General features: G+C 45.1%; 15 protein-coding genes. 4 read left to right on the top strand and 11 right to left on the bottom strand.

Annotated features, from left to right (window positions below):
• Positions 1-61: 61 nt before the first annotated feature.
• The 3 genes from HW988_RS04665 to HW988_RS04655 form a co-directional block, all read right to left on the bottom strand.
• Positions 62-400: an RNA-binding protein gene (locus HW988_RS04665; protein ID WP_142699252.1), complete on the bottom strand. Its 339-nt coding sequence runs from the start codon at positions 398-400 to the stop codon at positions 62-64.
• A gap of 178 nt (positions 401-578) precedes the next feature.
• A complete protein-coding gene (locus HW988_RS04660; RefSeq protein WP_142699251.1) occupies positions 579-1124 on the bottom strand; it encodes a hypothetical protein in 546 nt (181 codons plus the stop codon).
• 77 nt (positions 1125-1201) lie between these two features.
• The gene (locus HW988_RS04655; protein ID WP_181606418.1) at positions 1202-2053 is read right to left on the bottom strand and encodes a DUF6279 family lipoprotein; all 852 of its coding nucleotides are present in this window, start codon (positions 2051-2053) and stop codon (positions 1202-1204) included.
• Between the two features lie 211 nt (positions 2054-2264).
• On the opposite strand from HW988_RS04655, the gene HW988_RS19105 reads away from it, so the two are divergent.
• Positions 2265-3704: a murein L,D-transpeptidase catalytic domain family protein gene (locus HW988_RS19105; protein WP_255490201.1), complete on the top strand. Its 1440-nt coding sequence runs from the start codon at positions 2265-2267 to the stop codon at positions 3702-3704.
• A 96-nt stretch (positions 3705-3800) separates the two neighbouring features.
• Here the strand turns inward: HW988_RS19105 and HW988_RS04645 are convergent, their stop codons facing one another.
• The gene (locus HW988_RS04645) at positions 3801-4493 is read right to left on the bottom strand and encodes a response regulator (protein WP_181606417.1); all 693 of its coding nucleotides are present in this window, start codon (positions 4491-4493) and stop codon (positions 3801-3803) included.
• 11 nt (positions 4494-4504) lie between these two features.
• A complete protein-coding gene (locus HW988_RS04640) occupies positions 4505-7000 on the bottom strand; it encodes a PAS domain-containing hybrid sensor histidine kinase/response regulator (protein WP_181606416.1) in 2496 nt (831 codons plus the stop codon).
• Positions 7001-7186: 186 nt separating this feature from the next.
• Here HW988_RS04640 and HW988_RS04635 point away from each other — a divergent pair, with 186 nt between their 5' ends.
• The 3 genes from HW988_RS04635 to HW988_RS04625 all read left to right on the top strand — a co-directional run bounded on the left by HW988_RS04635 (position 7187) and on the right by HW988_RS04625 (position 8913).
• Positions 7187-7453 (top strand): hypothetical protein, encoded by a 267-nt coding sequence (locus HW988_RS04635; protein ID WP_181606415.1) that lies wholly within the window; start codon positions 7187-7189, stop codon positions 7451-7453.
• An 84-nt stretch (positions 7454-7537) separates the two neighbouring features.
• Positions 7538-7951, top strand: coding sequence for a hypothetical protein (locus HW988_RS04630; protein WP_181606414.1), 414 nt, complete (start codon positions 7538-7540; stop codon positions 7949-7951).
• Between the two features lie 194 nt (positions 7952-8145).
• Complete coding sequence (locus HW988_RS04625) at positions 8146-8913, top strand: hypothetical protein (protein WP_142699245.1); 768 nt, start codon at positions 8146-8148, stop codon at positions 8911-8913.
• A gap of 80 nt (positions 8914-8993) precedes the next feature.
• Here HW988_RS04625 and HW988_RS04620 read toward each other — a convergent pair whose 3' ends face one another.
• The 6 genes from HW988_RS04620 to HW988_RS04595 form a co-directional block, all read right to left on the bottom strand.
• Positions 8994-9587 (bottom strand): tetratricopeptide repeat protein, encoded by a 594-nt coding sequence (locus HW988_RS04620; RefSeq protein ID WP_181606413.1) that lies wholly within the window; start codon positions 9585-9587, stop codon positions 8994-8996.
• A gap of 70 nt (positions 9588-9657) precedes the next feature.
• Positions 9658-10254: a hypothetical protein gene (locus HW988_RS04615; RefSeq protein WP_181606412.1), complete on the bottom strand. Its 597-nt coding sequence runs from the start codon at positions 10252-10254 to the stop codon at positions 9658-9660.
• A 27-nt stretch (positions 10255-10281) separates the two neighbouring features.
• On the bottom strand, positions 10282-11238 hold the full coding sequence (locus HW988_RS04610) for a TIGR02147 family protein (RefSeq protein WP_181606411.1): 957 nt from the start codon (positions 11236-11238) through the stop codon (positions 10282-10284).
• A 708-nt stretch (positions 11239-11946) separates the two neighbouring features.
• Positions 11947-12828: a hypothetical protein gene (locus tag HW988_RS04605; protein ID WP_181606410.1), complete on the bottom strand. Its 882-nt coding sequence runs from the start codon at positions 12826-12828 to the stop codon at positions 11947-11949.
• A gap of 3 nt (positions 12829-12831) precedes the next feature.
• Entirely contained in the window at positions 12832-14427 is a 1596-nt protein-coding gene (locus HW988_RS04600; protein WP_181606409.1) for a hypothetical protein, read from the bottom strand.
• Between the two features lie 29 nt (positions 14428-14456).
• Positions 14457-15575, bottom strand: a complete 1119-nt coding sequence (locus HW988_RS04595; RefSeq protein ID WP_181606408.1) for a hypothetical protein — start codon at positions 15573-15575, stop codon at positions 14457-14459.
• Positions 15576-15600 lie beyond the last annotated feature (25 nt).

The following is a 15600-nucleotide window of genomic DNA, read 5'->3' as shown; positions in this document are numbered from 1 at the left end:
GGCAAAAAAAACCCTTGGTACAAGACCAAGGGTTTGAAGACTTAATTAAGTCAGCTAGGAACTAGCGAGGACCGCGGTTACCACCGCCGAAACCACCACGTCCGCCGCCGCCACGGCCGCCACCGAAGCCGCCACCACGGTTCTCACGAGGAGCCATTGGTTTTGCTTCAGAAACGTTCATTGCACGGCCAGAAAGTTCAGCGCCGTTCAATTTAGCGATTGCTGTAGCAGCTTCATCATCAGTAGACATTTCTACGAATGCGAAACCTTTGCTACGGCCTGTTTCACGATCAGTTACGATACGTGCAGATTCAACGTTACCGAATTCAGCAAAAGCGTCTGCAAGAGTTTGTTCGTCTAGTTGGTAAGAAAGATTTCCTACGTAGATTTTTTTACCCATTTTAATACCTCCTAAAATGGCATTTGGTAGCCCACTGTTGAGGAGATGGCATAATTGCCTCGAACTCAAAGAGAGACCTGTTATTCTGTTAATAGCTAAACTATAATTCATGAAAACCGAAGCACTAAACCAAAAAAAAGTTCAAAATGTGCTTTTTTATGCATATTGACACCCTGCATCACATGGAACACCAGGGTCTCGGGGTGATGACTTTCGTGATTTCATTTGCCCGCATGTATAAGAACTCATTTTTGTAGGATATACGGACCCTTTCCCGCTTTTGGGATCGAGGCGATAAAGCGACGATTTGGCCATACCCTAAACCGTCAGTTTGGTACTCTCCCTGAACATTTTTTAGACTCCAGCGGATCGTTTGTCCTGCAATCGGCGTGACATCTGATTCAGTCAGCACTGTCGAAATAGTTCCTTCGGTATCGCGACACAAAAGTCGCACATTAAGCACGGTCATGTACATCGTTCGACAATCTTTATTGCGAGAATATCCGTAACCCATTTCACAGGAGTTGAAACTTTTCTCTTCAACTCCGAGTTGTTCAACATTGCGATCAAGATGAAGGGCTCTTTGAATTGCGACAGGATCGACAGGACTGCTTTCTTGTCCCACCTCAGTCGCCATTGGAGGAGTTTTTGAAGGTGTCGGTTTTGTTGGCGAGGTCGTACAAGCGGTCAGTGCCAACAAAGCGGCCAGTAAAAGTAAATTCATGCATTCCTCCGAATCCCCATTATAGAGATCATGCAAGAATACATGCAACTCTGGAGCCCGAAGGCCCAGTCTAGCATTTATTTAAATACATCTGATTGAGTTGAGGCCATGCGATCCAGCTCTAGTGCCTGTTTATTAAGGCTAGCTTGCATCGCCTGCTTTTGATCATAACTTAACGTGCTCCAAAACTTGTTTAAAAATCCCTTAAGCTTTCCTTCATAGTTTTGCATGGCCTGAGCATATTCGGGAGTGCGCAAGGAATCATAGTCTTCCAAAAACTTTTCCGTCATCGCACGAAGCTTTACGGGATCTTTACGTTGCGCCATAAAGTTATTCAAAATACTTTCGCGATTGTCGATACGCTCTTTCCAGGGAAAGGGTTCATTTGCTATGAAATGTTGAATCGCCTGATTCTGATGGATGCTCGTGGGCCCTACCCAGTATGCAATCTGCTTACGAAACCTTTGCAGCAGCTCTTCGTTCTTGCTCTCCACCACCTGCTCTCGGGCGATGACGATTTCTTTCCTGACTCTCTTTTCAAAATAAAGAAATTGTTCTTCTCTTAAAGAAGAGACCATCTTCCATGCTGAATTTTTAAAATAGCTGGCAGAGCGGTCATATTCTTTCTCCAGCACGTCGAAGGTTTCACTGAGAATTTCGGAATTCACTTTCTCTGTGGGAATACGATGATCAATTTCGCGCATGGAGTTGGCGAACTTTTGCATCTGCTCCTGCTTTAATCGCGCCAGATCCTGCTGCAGATTTTTCTCAAATTCCTTTTCCTGCTTTTGATCTAAATCGAAATAGCTCTCGACCTTGGTGACGGACATTCCGCCCAAAAACGCATCCATAAAGGGATTTGAGCTGCCACACCCACTGCAAATCAATGAAATCGATATCGCAAATAGCTTCCATTTTTTTGTTTTCATGAAATCAGGTTAGAGATTTTCATCAACGATTCCCAGACAACAGTCATAAATACACAAGCCCTCCGTTCAGGAATATATGAGTGCTCTCTATATAAACGAGGGATGTTCGTCCTATTTTTACGTCTCCCGTAATGTATTTTTCCGCGCCGTAATTTTCTCGGCTAGTCTTTGTTGACGCACATGAATGTGTAATTCCGCACAGGAGGAAACGATGCTTGTTAAAAAGCAAAATTCTTCTGTACGTTCTAGAGCCACGCTGTTTTTCGCCGCAACTTTATTAACCCTGGGTATCGCAGCAAATGCAAAAGCCCAAACTGAACCGACTCTTCCAGATGATCCTGCAGAAGAGCAAGTAGTTACCACACCAGCAGTCGTTGAACCAATGCTAAGAACCATGGCTGCCCCAGATCTTTCGATCTCTGCCTACGATAAAGAAACAATCTTGATGAAGTACGATCATGTGGACCCTAAAAACATCGTTCCGACTCAAGCGTTGATTGATGCTTTGATTTACTTTGAAAAAAATAAATCATCTTTCAAAAATCAAAACTACATCTCTATCATCAATTTCTCGCAAAGTTCCAAAACACCGCGCTTCTATATCATTGACTTGAACTCCGGTGGAGTTTGGCCAATTCACGTAGCCCACGGGAAAAACTCTGATCCAAACCACGATGGTTTCGCGACTTCGTTCTCGAACACTTCTGGTTCCAATAAGTCCTCGTTGGGATTCTATCGTACTGCTGAAACATATTCAGGCAGCCATGGTCTTTCCCTTCGTCTAGATGGTCTTTCTTCAACAAACTCGAATGCCCGTTCACGCGCTATCGTGATCCACGGTGCTTCTTATGTTCAGGAAAAATCAGTGATTCAAGGTCGTTCTTGGGGTTGCCCAGCTGTCGACATGAGCATCCGCACTCAAGTTATCAACGCACTTAAAGGTGGATCTTTGATCTACGCGGTTCTTGATAAAGGTGGTACAGGTCTTCCGGCTCCGACGAACCCGGAACCGACTCCGACCCCATCACCAACACCGATTGAAACACCAGCTCCGTCTCCGACGCCTGCTCCGGGTTACACGATGGCTCCCCTTGCCTGGGAATCATCCGCGCACCCAGAACGCAAACAATGGTCTCAATACTTGCAAACACTTGTATTGGGCGAATGGAGCAGCCTTCTTAAAGGTGCTAGCGACATGAAAAACTTCTGTCCTAAGTACTCAAGCTTAAACGACAACCAAAAAGCAAATGCTTGGGCACAATTGTTCGTGGCAGTTGCTCGCTATGAAAGTGCTTACAACCCACTTTCTCGTATGCACGAAACAACAATGGGTACGGATGCTGTTACTAAAAAGCCAGTTTACTCTGAAGGTTTGTTACAGTTGTCCTACCAGGATATCCAATGGGACAAATGGTGTAAGTTTGACTGGAGCAAAGATAAAAACTTAAGCTCTACAAGCCCTAAGAAAACGATCCTTGATCCATACATCAACCTTCATTGTGGTGTAGGTATCATGGCGAAACAGATCAAAAACAAAAATACGATCGCGATTACTTCAGGAGTTTACTGGTCGACTCTTAAACCAGGTGGCAAATACAATCAGCTGACTTCAATCAAATCCATGGTGAAGTCTCTTCCGTTCTGTCAGTAATGGAAATTGAAAATTAGAAAATAAAAGACATTAAAGCCGGGGTTGTCGACGACATATGAGGTCGACAGCCCCGCACTAGTTTTTGGAGGCCAGCTGTTAGCTGGCTTTGCTTTGTTTGGCGCGAATGAACAGGCGCAGTGGAGTTAGTTCTTTTTCAGCGATACCGACGAAGTGGCCGTGGATTTTCCAGGCGTTTTCAATGGGATTTAAGTCTTCGCAGGAATCAATGCGAATGGCCACTGGATCAATACCAATTTCGTTAAAGATCGTACTCTTAATTCTTAGGATCTTACCAATTGGCATCGGCACTGATGAATGCAGAGTGAAACCCAGCTCAGAAACCGCGACGATTTCATTTTTGATTTCCCACTCGGCTTTTATTGAAACAGCGGCGTCACTGAATGCCGCACCTTGATTCGCGTCCGCGGAAACAATCGTGCGCACTTTTGCCAACAACATGTCAGGATCAATTGGCTTGATGATGTAATCGTTTACGCCTGCTTCCAACCCTTTTTCCACGTCGCTTTTTTCACGCTTACCTGTTAGCAAAATCACCGGTAACTTAACCAGTTGAGGTTGCTTACGGATCGTGCGTGTCAGAGCATATCCATCGCTGCCACCTGGCATGATAGCATCCGTGATAACCAGATCGAATTTTTCTTGTGTCAGATGATGAACGGCATCGATGGCATTGGTTGCCTGTACGACAGAGTGTCCATCGGAGCTTAGTAAAGCTTCGAGAGTCATCAGAATACTTTTTTGATCATCTACGATAAGTATATTGGCCATAATTACCTTCCTTAGGCAGCCCCTTTGTCGCCGATGTAGTTTTTCAGATCCTGCAAACTGCGAATATATTCAGTTTCAATTAGCGCGACCCACTTGTTAATGTGCTCCGGATTTGTTTCTGCTTCAAGTTTTTGGCACAATTCTGCCAAAATTTTTGCTCCAAGAGTGGCGGCTGTGGACTTCAACGCATGGGCTGCTTCGCTGAAGTCAGGTGTTCTCATTGCCAAAATTAATTCCGGAGCAGACTTTTCGAATTCTTCAATTAAAGCTGCAACTAAATCATTATCCTTTGTGGCATATTTCTGCAGTTTTTGAAGAGCTGCCATGTCAATCACTGCGGCCTCCCCGACTTTAACGTACTTCTGCAAAGTTTCCACCAAGCGCGGAAGCTCGATGGGCTTGGATAAATAGTCATCCATACCCGCATTCATATATGGGGCCTTATCAGCAATGGTGCCTTCTGCTGTCAAAGCGACGATCGGAATATGGCGGCTTGTGCCTGTCCGACGCTCTTCCTCGCGAATGCGTTTTGTTGCATCAAATCCATTCAGCACCGGCATTTGACAGTCCATAAAGATCAAATCGTATTTCCCTGTGCGCGCCATCTCGACTGCGACGCGACCGTTGGGTGCGATGTCCACTTGCAGACCCATCTTTTGCAGATAGCTCTGCGCTACACGCTGATTGACCACTTGGTCTTCAGCCACCAGGATGCGTCCACTGAACAGCGCCGTAAAGTTATTATCCGTCGTAGCCTTTGGAACTTCATCCGCACTGCACACCGGAAGCTGCAACGTGAACCAGAATGTCGAGCCCAGACCAAAAGTGCTTTCCACACCCATTTGGCCCCCCATAAGATCCACAAGCTGTTTACAGATCGATAGACCCAAACCTGTACCACCGAATTTTTTGCCGGCAGTTGCCTGGAAGTATTTTTGGAATAAAGCTTTGCGCTCATCTTCCCGCAGACCCAATCCTGTATCGCGAATTTGGAATTTTAAAAGCGAAGGACCTGTCGCCGAATCCAGCACCGAAACATCCAATCCCACCGTGCCCTGGCTGGTGAATTTCACGGCATTACCCATCAGGTTCACCAGAATTTGGCGAATGCGACCCTGATCTCCCCGGAAATACATATGCGCACGTTGCGAGATATTGAAATCCATCTCCAGATTTTTCTCGCTTACTGTTGGGCGAAACATTTCGACCACGTCGCGAGTCAGGAAACCTAAATCAAATGGTTGAGGATCCAAGCTGATTTTACCAGCTTCGATTTTTGAATAATCCAGAATATCATTGATAAGCATCAACAAGGATTCCGCAGAACGCTTGATCGTGCCGACGTATTCCTTTTGTTCCGGTTGCAGCGGCGTGTCCGCCAGCAGCGTACTCATCCCGATCACACCATTCATGGGCGTGCGAATTTCGTGGCTCATGGCTGCCAGGAAATCTGATTTCTTAAGCGAGGCTTCAACAGCCAGTTCCCGGGCTTTGGCATATTCCAACTCGACTTGTTTTCTGCGACTGATATCGCGGAAGACCACCAGCGCACCAGAAATACCGCCATCGATATCTTTGATCGAACGACTGCTTAATAGGATAAACGTGCCGTCAGGGTGAGTGGCATTTTGCACAAAGATCTCAAGCTCATCTACTTCCACACCATACAGCGCCCGATGAAATGGCAGATCTTTGGCTGAAAGGAGTTTTTGGTTTTCATCGTGGAAACCCAATTCACGAGCACCGGTTTCAGTTCCGACCTCTTTGACTTTGGTTCCGACGATTCGTTGTGCAGCAGCGTTGTACTGAGTAAAATGACCATGGCTGTTCACCACGATCATGCCCTCGCTCATACTCCCCAGGATCGTATCCAAAAGCAGTGAACGTGTTTGCAGACCCGTCGCGATCTCGCGCTGTTCACGTAAATCATTGTACTGCCAGTAACGGCTTAGCATAATCACCAAACCAAACATGCCCATAATCGCCAAAAGCAATTCACTTCTGAGGAAACTGTATTCACCAATCTGCACGAAGTCCTGTTGGGCCTTACGATGAGACTGCAACATCTCTAAAACTTTTTGTTGATTGAAGTCTTCGGTGTTCGACGGTTTACGAGCCGTGTGGTTTTGCTTGATTTCCATCGTCGCCGTTTCAAACTGCTTGTGCAGATTTTGATTCAGCTGATAGACCTGCATCTGCAGTTCATAGCGACCATTTACGGATTTATAAAGTTTACCCAATTCGTCATTGATTTTATTAACTTGAAAGTTGAAGGCCGCCAATTTTTCCGGAGTGCTGTCTTGGAAATATTCCTTCTTGGCGCGATCTACGTCATTTAAAATTCCGGATATGTTCTGCAAGGAATTCACCGACTCCGTTGGCAGCAAAGCTTTCTGCAACGAATGATGCTCTTGGAACATTGAATAACCCACCACTACCAGCACCAGCAGGCAGAGCTCCACCCCAAAACGGGAGACGAGGGTTTTAAATAAAGACACAGATTTCATGCATTTCTAATCGGTGTTTCAATTCGAGAAGTGAAGTGTCTCACTGGTGATCTAGACCCCAAGCTAAGTGTTTGGATTCTCATAACTGGAACACTTGTTTAAAAGATTTACGGTTTTATTGAGACGACGTCTTGTGGGTCTAGTTAATGGGACCTATCCTAGACCTACTACTAATGAGGGACGTATATGGAAAACAATAGACACTTTCGCCGCTGCCACCACTGCGACACTGTTCACAGCAAACATGACCAAGGATTGTTCGTCTGCACGGAGTGTGGACACGAGCTGGCTCCGCTTTATTACAGCCAGCTGATTACAATCATTCAGGAAGAAGCCGTTTATTTCTCCGATGTCCTTAAAGGGAGTACGGTTATGCAAGAACGGCCTTTAATCGGGCTTACTGTGGACTGGGATGCAAATCTTGAAGCCACTCACATGGCAAGGGACGTTTAGTTCCTTCGCCTTGCCGTTAAACAAATAAAGAACATCACTCGTTGTTATATAATGAGGGCGTAGCAATACTTCAGGAGGTCTATCATGGCTACTCCCAATGCGAACCCCTCATTTTCTGGTCTTCACCGTGGTGAAGCGACAAATAATCACGCCGATGAAAACGAAATCCTGGTCGACAAAGATCAAACTTCCAAAGTGGAAGTAAAAGATCTTAAAAAAGCCATGAAAAATACAGACCGTTCTTTCGACACTCTTGAAGATCTTCCATCCGATTTTATGCGCGGTGAAATTGATGTGCTGGAACAAATGAATCTGGCAGCTGATGCTTTGGATTCATCGTTGCGCGGAATTCCCGATCGCAGTTCTGAAGACAGTCCTCGCGGAGAATTGGGCTCTTCGTTTAAAAATACTCCCGGAGGACTCGAAGAAGTGGAAGCTAAGACAGACGAGTATTTGGCTTCCCACGGCTTGAAGAAAAAAAATCGCCGCTCTCATTAACGCATTCCAAGAAGGTGCCAGGTCCTATTTACGGAAGCGGTGCTTCCGTAAATAGGACCTGGCACCTTTCAATCTTCTCCAGCTACGGTGGATTCGCTCACCGATTTGCCTCTTTTTTCATCAGAAAGTGTATTTCAGCACTTGACCCGCGTAGTAAGGGTTCCTAGTATCGGGGCATAAATTCAGGAGAAACTATGAAGCAAAAACCAGCATTTATGAACTTTGCTGTGGACCACATGACAATGTTGTTCCATCCAAATCTTTACAAACTTTCTTATGTCGTTTTCCGCAATATTTTCGGAACAACTCCTGACGACCTTTTGTATGAAAAAAAACGCAAAGGTAAAGACGGCGCTAAAGACGTTTCTATGACTTACGCAACTCGCGTGGGTACATGGGAATCAAAAGCCAATGATCCGTTGCCAACTATCTTTGCATTGGTTCAACCTTCTGAACCCAAAGATCAACCATCACACGTTCGCCAAATGTTGGATGGCCACGAAAACACGGCACATCTTCAGCACGTGGCTTTGCGTACTCCAGATTTGATCGCTTTCCATAAACACATGGTTGAGCGTGGTGTTCAGTTCGTGACTCCGATCTTGAAAGACGATCACGAAAACTTGATTCAGGTTTTCTCTGGTGAGTGGTACTTGCCAGGCGCTAAACCATCAGGCTTCTTCTTTGAATTCTTGCAACGTGATCCGTCTGACGACGAATTGGCAACAATCCAAAAAGCTAACAAACAAAGCTGGTTCCGTGACGAAACGTTCTTGGGTCTTTACGACGAAAAAGAGCGTGAATACCAATCTGGCAACGTACTTTCATTCCTTCCAAAAAACGTTATGGAAGCGCTACTAAAGTATCTTGAAGGCAAAGAAGTTTACGAAATCACTGAAGCTGACTTGGAAGCCTGCGATAAAATCATGATCGACATGGCCGCAAAAGCTCAAGGTAAGTAGTTTTAAAATTTAAAGTTAGATTTTAGAAAAATCCCGCTCATAAGGCGGGATTTTTTTTGAGGCTTAAAAGAGCCGAACCATTAGCCGACAGAAGAAAGCTTTTGCTGAACTTCTAAAACGGCCGTCTCGTCTTTAGCTTGGGTGAAGAACTGTATACTTTGTTCATAGGCTTCTTTCGCGACGTTCTTATCAGTGGATTTAAAAAGATCGCCTTTCAATCTGAAAAAGCAGCCTCGCTCGATCAAGTCAAACTCGCCCATTTTCAAATTCTCATAAAGACTGAACATCTCAACGGCTTTGCGGTGGTATCCCAAAAGAATGTGACAGTATGTCTGCTCATAAAGATTTACCGCCAGTGATTGCTTATCTGTTTGTGCGATCAGGGCGTACTCTTGATTAAAAACGTTAACCGCCATTGGTAAGTTGCCGGCGGATCTGTGAACATATCCAATTTGGTGCAAGGCTTTATGATCATGTGTTCGATCAAAGATCTCCTGCCAGATTTCAAGGGCTTCTGGAAACTCTTTCATTTCAACCAGTGCAAAGGCTCTGGCCCAATTGATGGAATCCTTTTCCTCTTGAGAATGAACCGACTGCAACAAGAGCAATGCCATCTTATTCGCCTCTTCAGGCGACGCCACCAGCATCTCATAGATATCTTCAGTCATCTTCATGACCAAATCATTGTACCCACACAGGAGTGGGTCAAGCTTTAGATGGGAACAACGTCTAAGTTATTTCGCCCTATCGCGTCCCTACGCCCTTTACGGTTTTGGCTTTTTGAGAGGAGGCTTTTTCGTTTTTAACTTTTTGGGCCAAAAATGCTCCCACTTTAGGATCCTTTACCATTTTCATAAATGTATTGTTCCCTTGGCAAGCACCCCACACTTCCCCAGCTGTGAAATCAGGATTTTCTGCCTTCCAGGGGCTTCCTTCAAAGAGTTGCGCTAACTCCGTTGCCATCGCTCCGCATTTTTTAACATCTTTGCCATGATCTCTAAAAAAGTTGTCGAGCCTTTTGCATGTCACTAAATCCAACGAGACATTTTTCGGGTCTTTCCCCACATAGACTCTGGTCGGAATACACTTACCCGAACTGTCTTTCTCGGTCAGAACTGTTTTTCCGATATCGTCTTCACTCATAATATATTGAATGCCCCACATCCCCGGGGGAACGTTTGGTTCTTCTGAAATCACTCTGCTTGTTTTCACCAAATTCAGGAGATTTTGTCCCTTCTGAACCAGCCCCGTCTCTTGAAAATACTTATCACAATAGTCCTCGGCATGTGCCACAAAAGACATCCCCAAAACAAGCAATCCTAAAAGTACACGAATCATCATGACATCCCCTTGTTCAACATATTTAGTTTAAAAATTTTCATCCGGTCTTCGCCCGATCTCTCGGCAACTCAACATGATCATATAAAGTTGATCGGGATTGCCTTTGATCTGCTGCCCTGAGTTTAGAACTGTCTGCCCTAAGAAATCTGGGACTTCTTCAAGCTTGGTGCTGTCAACGGCAGCCACCCAGCACAGATCACGGTTTTTCTTTTTTCGCTTCAAAGCTTCCACATCATCCAGTTCAGTTCTGTTCTCGAGGTCATCTGCTAAATAGCGAAGAGCTGAAATTGACGCTTTCTTGGCGCCTTTTCTTTTCTCAATGTCATTGGATTTTGAACTGCTAAAGCCTGTAGACTGCGGGATGGGGAAATACTTGTTTTCATTTCTTTCCACTAAACCCAATCTTTCTAACTTATCCATTTGCGGTTGAATTTGGGATTCAGCCATCTTTAGCTGTCTGGCCAACCACGTGATGGTGTTGTCGAAACCCTCAATTTTCATAGCAGCTAATAGGCCGATATAAAGCCAATGGTCGATCACCTCAATCCCTTCATGATCAGTGAGCTCGGTCCTTTTGAAATTGAAATTCGCTCGATCCATACTTGACTTCACATAGTCACGATAGGCCTCAACCCGATTGGTTTCATTGGCGACTGCATCCAAAAATTCCTTCCTCTTATTAGGAGGCATTTCCAAATTATCGGTGATTCTTTTCGCCAACTCTGGTGATAACTGGTAGCGACCATTGAATATGTCCGAGATTTTCCCAGGGGAAATTTTTACTTTTTGGGCTAATGAGCGGAGTGAGAAACTGGGATTCTTTAGGCGTAATTCTTCGTATCGCTCTTTAAGAATACTCGCTGACTCAAACGTCAGAGGAGCGTAGCTAAAGGACTTTTTAGCTTTCAGTTCTTCAAGCTCTTTTTCGAGCGTTTCGATATGTTGTATGAGCTCTTCTTTGGATTTTTCATTAAACCTGGACACTCTTCACATCCCCCGTGTTTTATTGTGCGCATACTTTGCGTAAAAACACAGAGGGTTTGTAAATAAGTGATCCCAACTTTCGGGGAACACCCCCTTTGGGCCCTATTCCCCGATCATTGTTCTTAATTTTGAATTAAATACTGAACAGTTTTAGACGAAGTTGAAATGCCGTGAATCAGCAACTTCACGATATCCCACTTGCTGATAAATCTTATTCGAAGTTGGGTTGGTGATGTCAGTGTAAAGCACACAGAATTGTTTGCCCTGATCCAACATTTTTTGTCGGACGACTGGCAAAGGCCATTGAAACGGGTTTGGCGTTATCCATCCAAAGGTGCGCGCCCTGTCGGCGAATGACCGTCGTGACGAATTCCATCCACTGCTCGTCGGTACGCTTGTCACCGGGAAGACATTCTTCTGCGAAAGCCTTAGTCCATTGGAATACAAAATCCGAATCGTCCGGTAAGTTCCTTCCACAAATGCGCAAACGTCTCGGACTCAACGATTCGAATCAGAAGAAGTCAATGGATGGAATTTTACCAACAAGTCCCTCGAACAATCCCAAGATTAAGCTCTCGGCGGACCCATCGACAATAACCTGTAAGTCTTCAGACGTTGGCACACTTGTGATAGGTCAGCCCGGAAAATTTCGACGTATTGCGGAACCGCAGCGGAAGTAAAAATTGCCACGCTGGTACACAAGCTACTTTAGAAGCCGGACGGACACGTACCTTGCTTGCAAATGCGAAGCTTCCCGGAAAAGTTGACTTGGCTGGCGTTGGTATTGCGGCCTAGGCTTTTTCCTGACAGTTCTTTAAATTTAAATTCAAACACGCAAAAGCGCGGAACCTGTGAGGCTGAGGAATTCAGTGACAGCGCGCGCTGCAAGAAATTGACGGATCCAGGGCGAGAACCTGGTGAATTACCAAAGATCGTATAGCTAGCACTATCGTCGTTCTCGACCACTCCCTTGGAGGGTCCCTGGTCGTTTTTCTTACGAGGGCCCGTTTGATTCCCGCGATAGCGATAATCACACTGGTATGAAAAGCCCACAGTGTCGAGGGCTTGATTGTAGTTCGAACCTGCCAAAGAAACGTCGACGAAATACTTTCCTTCTGTCAAATCTGTGGTGGTAGTCCCCTGTCTTTGCAAAACCTCTTGGGGACCCAAATAACAAAAACGTACCGAGTACTCGGCCCCCAGGTTTTCACTTCCTAAAGAAATATCCAACCGCGCCAATTTATTAGCGAAAGAATCTTGTGTAGAAAATAAACTCATCCAATCGTTTGATCCAATCACGACGGCATAATCTTCGTCTTTATTCCAACCAATGATCTGATCTCCGTAATTGGTTTTAGCGCGACAGACACAAGCACCTTTTTTGGGATCGCTATCCAAAGGAGAACAAACCTCTCCTGTTGAAAGATTCAAACACTCCTGCTCCGCCTGAAAAGTCGGATGACGAAGGCTGGCGTTGCAAAGATATAGCTCCTCTGCCGTAGTATTGTCGACCGCGGTTTGAATCGCAACGTCTGCGTGCGCAGCAACGCTTCCCAGAATGAAAACCAAAAGCAGCAGTGCTTGTTTCATTTATTAGCCTCCACACTGCAATTTGATAAATTCCGACTTCTGCATCGGATAGCTATCAAATACCGGAGAAATTTTTTGCATACGCACGTCTTTGATTTTCACTTCATCGTCACCAATTTCAGGTTTTTCGACCGTGAATTCCAAAACCAAGCGCTGATGAAACTTGCGTTTCGCGAATTTCGTGCATTTTTCATTATCACAAATAGATTCGTAATATGGCGGCCATACCGTTGAAGCGATGATTTCCTCTAAACCTTTAAGGGTCTCAGACAAATCCACACTTTGATTGTTTTGATTTAAAACTCGAGTGCCATTAAATCCGGGAATAGCTCCCAGGGTAGATAACGTTGATATAGCAGGCAAAGTATCAATTCCCACCGTAGCGCCATCGACATCGTACATGCGCAACAACATCTGGCGAAGACCGTTCAAGAAGATCGCATAATCATCGGTAGGATCCTGGAATGTCGCGACCATACGGTAACGTCCCCCTGCCTCAACCACTTTATCTGGAACACGGTACTGAATTCCTTTAACGAAGCCCTGCCAATTCGGTGGCACCAAGCCACCGTCCCACCATTCTTCAACTAACTTAGGCGGACGACCGTTTGAAAGTTTGAATAGCTCCACCTGACCCACGAAAGGTTGAGTGAAGTTTGAAGAGCTTGAGCATTCTCCGCCCAGACACTTTTCATTCGTCATGTTGGCAACAAAGAACGAAAGACCGATTTCGGTTTTATTTTCAAAGTCGGTGTGGATTTTAAGATCTCCCCAGTCCGCATTGATATTATAGCTGGTCGTAAATCTTGGAACACTGGAACCATAGTTTTCAGATAAATTTAAAAGCTTAGAATTAGGTGTAATGCTGATATGCATGGCACGGCTGCCGATGTTATCAACATCTTCACTGTAACCCGAATCATCTCCGGTGGTCAGAATATTCAAGTTTGCATAAATGTCTTGAGCCTGAACACCGATCGAACGCAAATATTCTGGATCAGCACATTTGTCCTTAAGGATTGGTTGGACCGCGAAGTTACTTTGAGCGCGAATTTTTAAGAAACACATATCACCGCGAAGGATAACAGCGCCATCAGAGGTTCTTTCAACTTTACAGAAGTCCTGATCTTCTTTAGCGATGATTTGGGCTCCCCCCACATCGACCACACGCAGATCGAAACAGCTTCTGATAAATTTGTACTGGCGACTGAAATTGGCTTTTGTACGCTCTGGTGTGTAAGCGGCAAAAGATTTTGAATTATTGATTGAACAGTTTGGGGGCTCGTATGTATCAAACATATAGGTGTCTTTAACATCCGTGGATTCGCTCCACTGTGTTGCGCCCAGGGAGAGCATTAAATAACGGCCCACATCCTGTTCACATTTATATACTCGGGAAGCCGTGATCAGGCGGTTTCCGTTATAATCCCCCCAAGACTGAGTCTCGGGGGAAATATTTAGTTCGATTCTTTCGTCGTTATCAACCACACAAGCTGCGGATACTAATGATGCATTTGCGGTCAACAATGAACCAAGAAGAAGAGACCAGAGCCTGCCGCCTCTAAGAACGGAATTTGCATTCAAATTAACTTTAGACATAGAGTCTCCTCTCCTATTAATTTATCGAATTAGTGCTTGTGGCCGCCACCACAGTTTGTGCATTCGCCCATAGATGCCATTTCCACTTTCGTGTGAGTGCAAATATTTGCGCCATGTTTTTGCCACTTTCTGTGTTTAGCTTTGTCTTTATCCAAACCGTTTGTTTCGGAGTAAACGTAGCGGATTTTACAGAATTTAGCTGCTGCATGGTTGCCAAGGTCTTCATACTTGTTGTCGATCAACTGTGTGAAGGAACCTTTTGCCGGTACCCAGTTAGATTTGTCAGAGTAATTGAATTTACCTTGACCCAAGTAGTCCAAGAAAGAGTTGTTGAACTGAGCCACTTGCGCACCATCGATAGCTGTATCGTAGTCGTTGCAATTGCCATGTTCACAAGTCTTATTTTGGGTTGTACAGATCACGTAAGCTTTCATTTCCAGATCTGAAAGTTTGCTGTAACCTTGGCCACCTGGTGCGAAACCAAAATCAGTTACTGCCGTCTCAGCCAAGATATTCCAAGACGTGTTGATCGTGCCGTAGTCAATTTGTGAACCACGGTAGCAGATATCCACGAAATACTTAGCAGTATACAATTCGCTGCCAAGGTTGAATGCCAAAGTTTGCAATACATTTTTGTATGGTGTTACTTCGTCATTGAATAGTTTAGCAAACTGATTGCCCTGACCAGAGATTACGTCTTTGTGTGGATCGTTGTTTTCACCCCATGGAGTGTAAGTCGCGTGAAGATAGTTACCATTTTTACGACCGTACGCTGTTGTACATTCGCAGGCATTTTTTCTCGGTGGTTGATGACTTGGTGGTTGGTGGTGATCGCCTCCAAACAACTCCATCGCCGCAGAGTGTGGATGTGGGTTTGGACCTGGCAATTCAGGACCTGGTTTGCCGTTGTCTTTACCTTGACAGTCTACACCCACGCAATCAGGGCTACAGACTTCATGAGTATCCGCCGTATAACAAATTGCTTTGTCACCTTCGTATGGATTCTCAGTCAATAGACCCGCGTTACACGGATAAATGCTTGGACCAGAGCTGTTCACTCTGAATGTATAAGTAACTTGCACGGCGTTCGCTTGCATCGCCATGAAGGTCACGGCTGCTGTAGCCAAACCTTTTACAAAACGCTTCATGTTGTTCTCCTTTTCCCCTGTAAGG

This window comes from Bdellovibrio sp. KM01, assembly GCF_013752535.1.
Taxonomy (GTDB): domain Bacteria; phylum Bdellovibrionota; class Bdellovibrionia; order Bdellovibrionales; family Bdellovibrionaceae; genus Bdellovibrio.
The sequence above is the reverse complement of the archived record's forward strand: the minus strand, read 5'-3'. Positions and strand labels throughout refer to the sequence as shown.

Coding starts and splice junctions, on each gene's coding strand:
- HW988_RS04665 (WP_142699252.1), bottom strand. CDS start 400: ATGGGTAAAAAAATCTACGTAGGAAATCTTTCTTACCAACTAGACGAA.
- HW988_RS04660 (WP_142699251.1), bottom strand. CDS start 1,124: ATGAATTTACTTTTACTGGCCGCTTTGTTGGCACTGACCGCTTGTACG.
- HW988_RS04655 (WP_181606418.1), bottom strand. CDS start 2,053: ATGAAAACAAAAAAATGGAAGCTATTTGCGATATCGATTTCATTGATT.
- HW988_RS19105 (WP_255490201.1), top strand. CDS start 2,265: ATGCTTGTTAAAAAGCAAAATTCTTCTGTACGTTCTAGAGCCACGCTG.
- HW988_RS04645 (WP_181606417.1), bottom strand. CDS start 4,493: ATGGCCAATATACTTATCGTAGATGATCAAAAAAGTATTCTGATGACT.
- HW988_RS04640 (WP_181606416.1), bottom strand. CDS start 7,000: ATGAAATCTGTGTCTTTATTTAAAACCCTCGTCTCCCGTTTTGGGGTG.
- HW988_RS04635 (WP_181606415.1), top strand. CDS start 7,187: ATGGAAAACAATAGACACTTTCGCCGCTGCCACCACTGCGACACTGTT.
- HW988_RS04630 (WP_181606414.1), top strand. CDS start 7,538: ATGGCTACTCCCAATGCGAACCCCTCATTTTCTGGTCTTCACCGTGGT.
- HW988_RS04625 (WP_142699245.1), top strand. CDS start 8,146: ATGAAGCAAAAACCAGCATTTATGAACTTTGCTGTGGACCACATGACA.
- HW988_RS04620 (WP_181606413.1), bottom strand. CDS start 9,587: ATGAAGATGACTGAAGATATCTATGAGATGCTGGTGGCGTCGCCTGAA.
- HW988_RS04615 (WP_181606412.1), bottom strand. CDS start 10,254: ATGATGATTCGTGTACTTTTAGGATTGCTTGTTTTGGGGATGTCTTTT.
- HW988_RS04605 (WP_181606410.1), bottom strand. CDS start 12,828: ATGAAACAAGCACTGCTGCTTTTGGTTTTCATTCTGGGAAGCGTTGCT.
- HW988_RS04600 (WP_181606409.1), bottom strand. CDS start 14,427: ATGTCTAAAGTTAATTTGAATGCAAATTCCGTTCTTAGAGGCGGCAGG.
- HW988_RS04595 (WP_181606408.1), bottom strand. CDS start 15,575: ATGAAGCGTTTTGTAAAAGGTTTGGCTACAGCAGCCGTGACCTTCATG.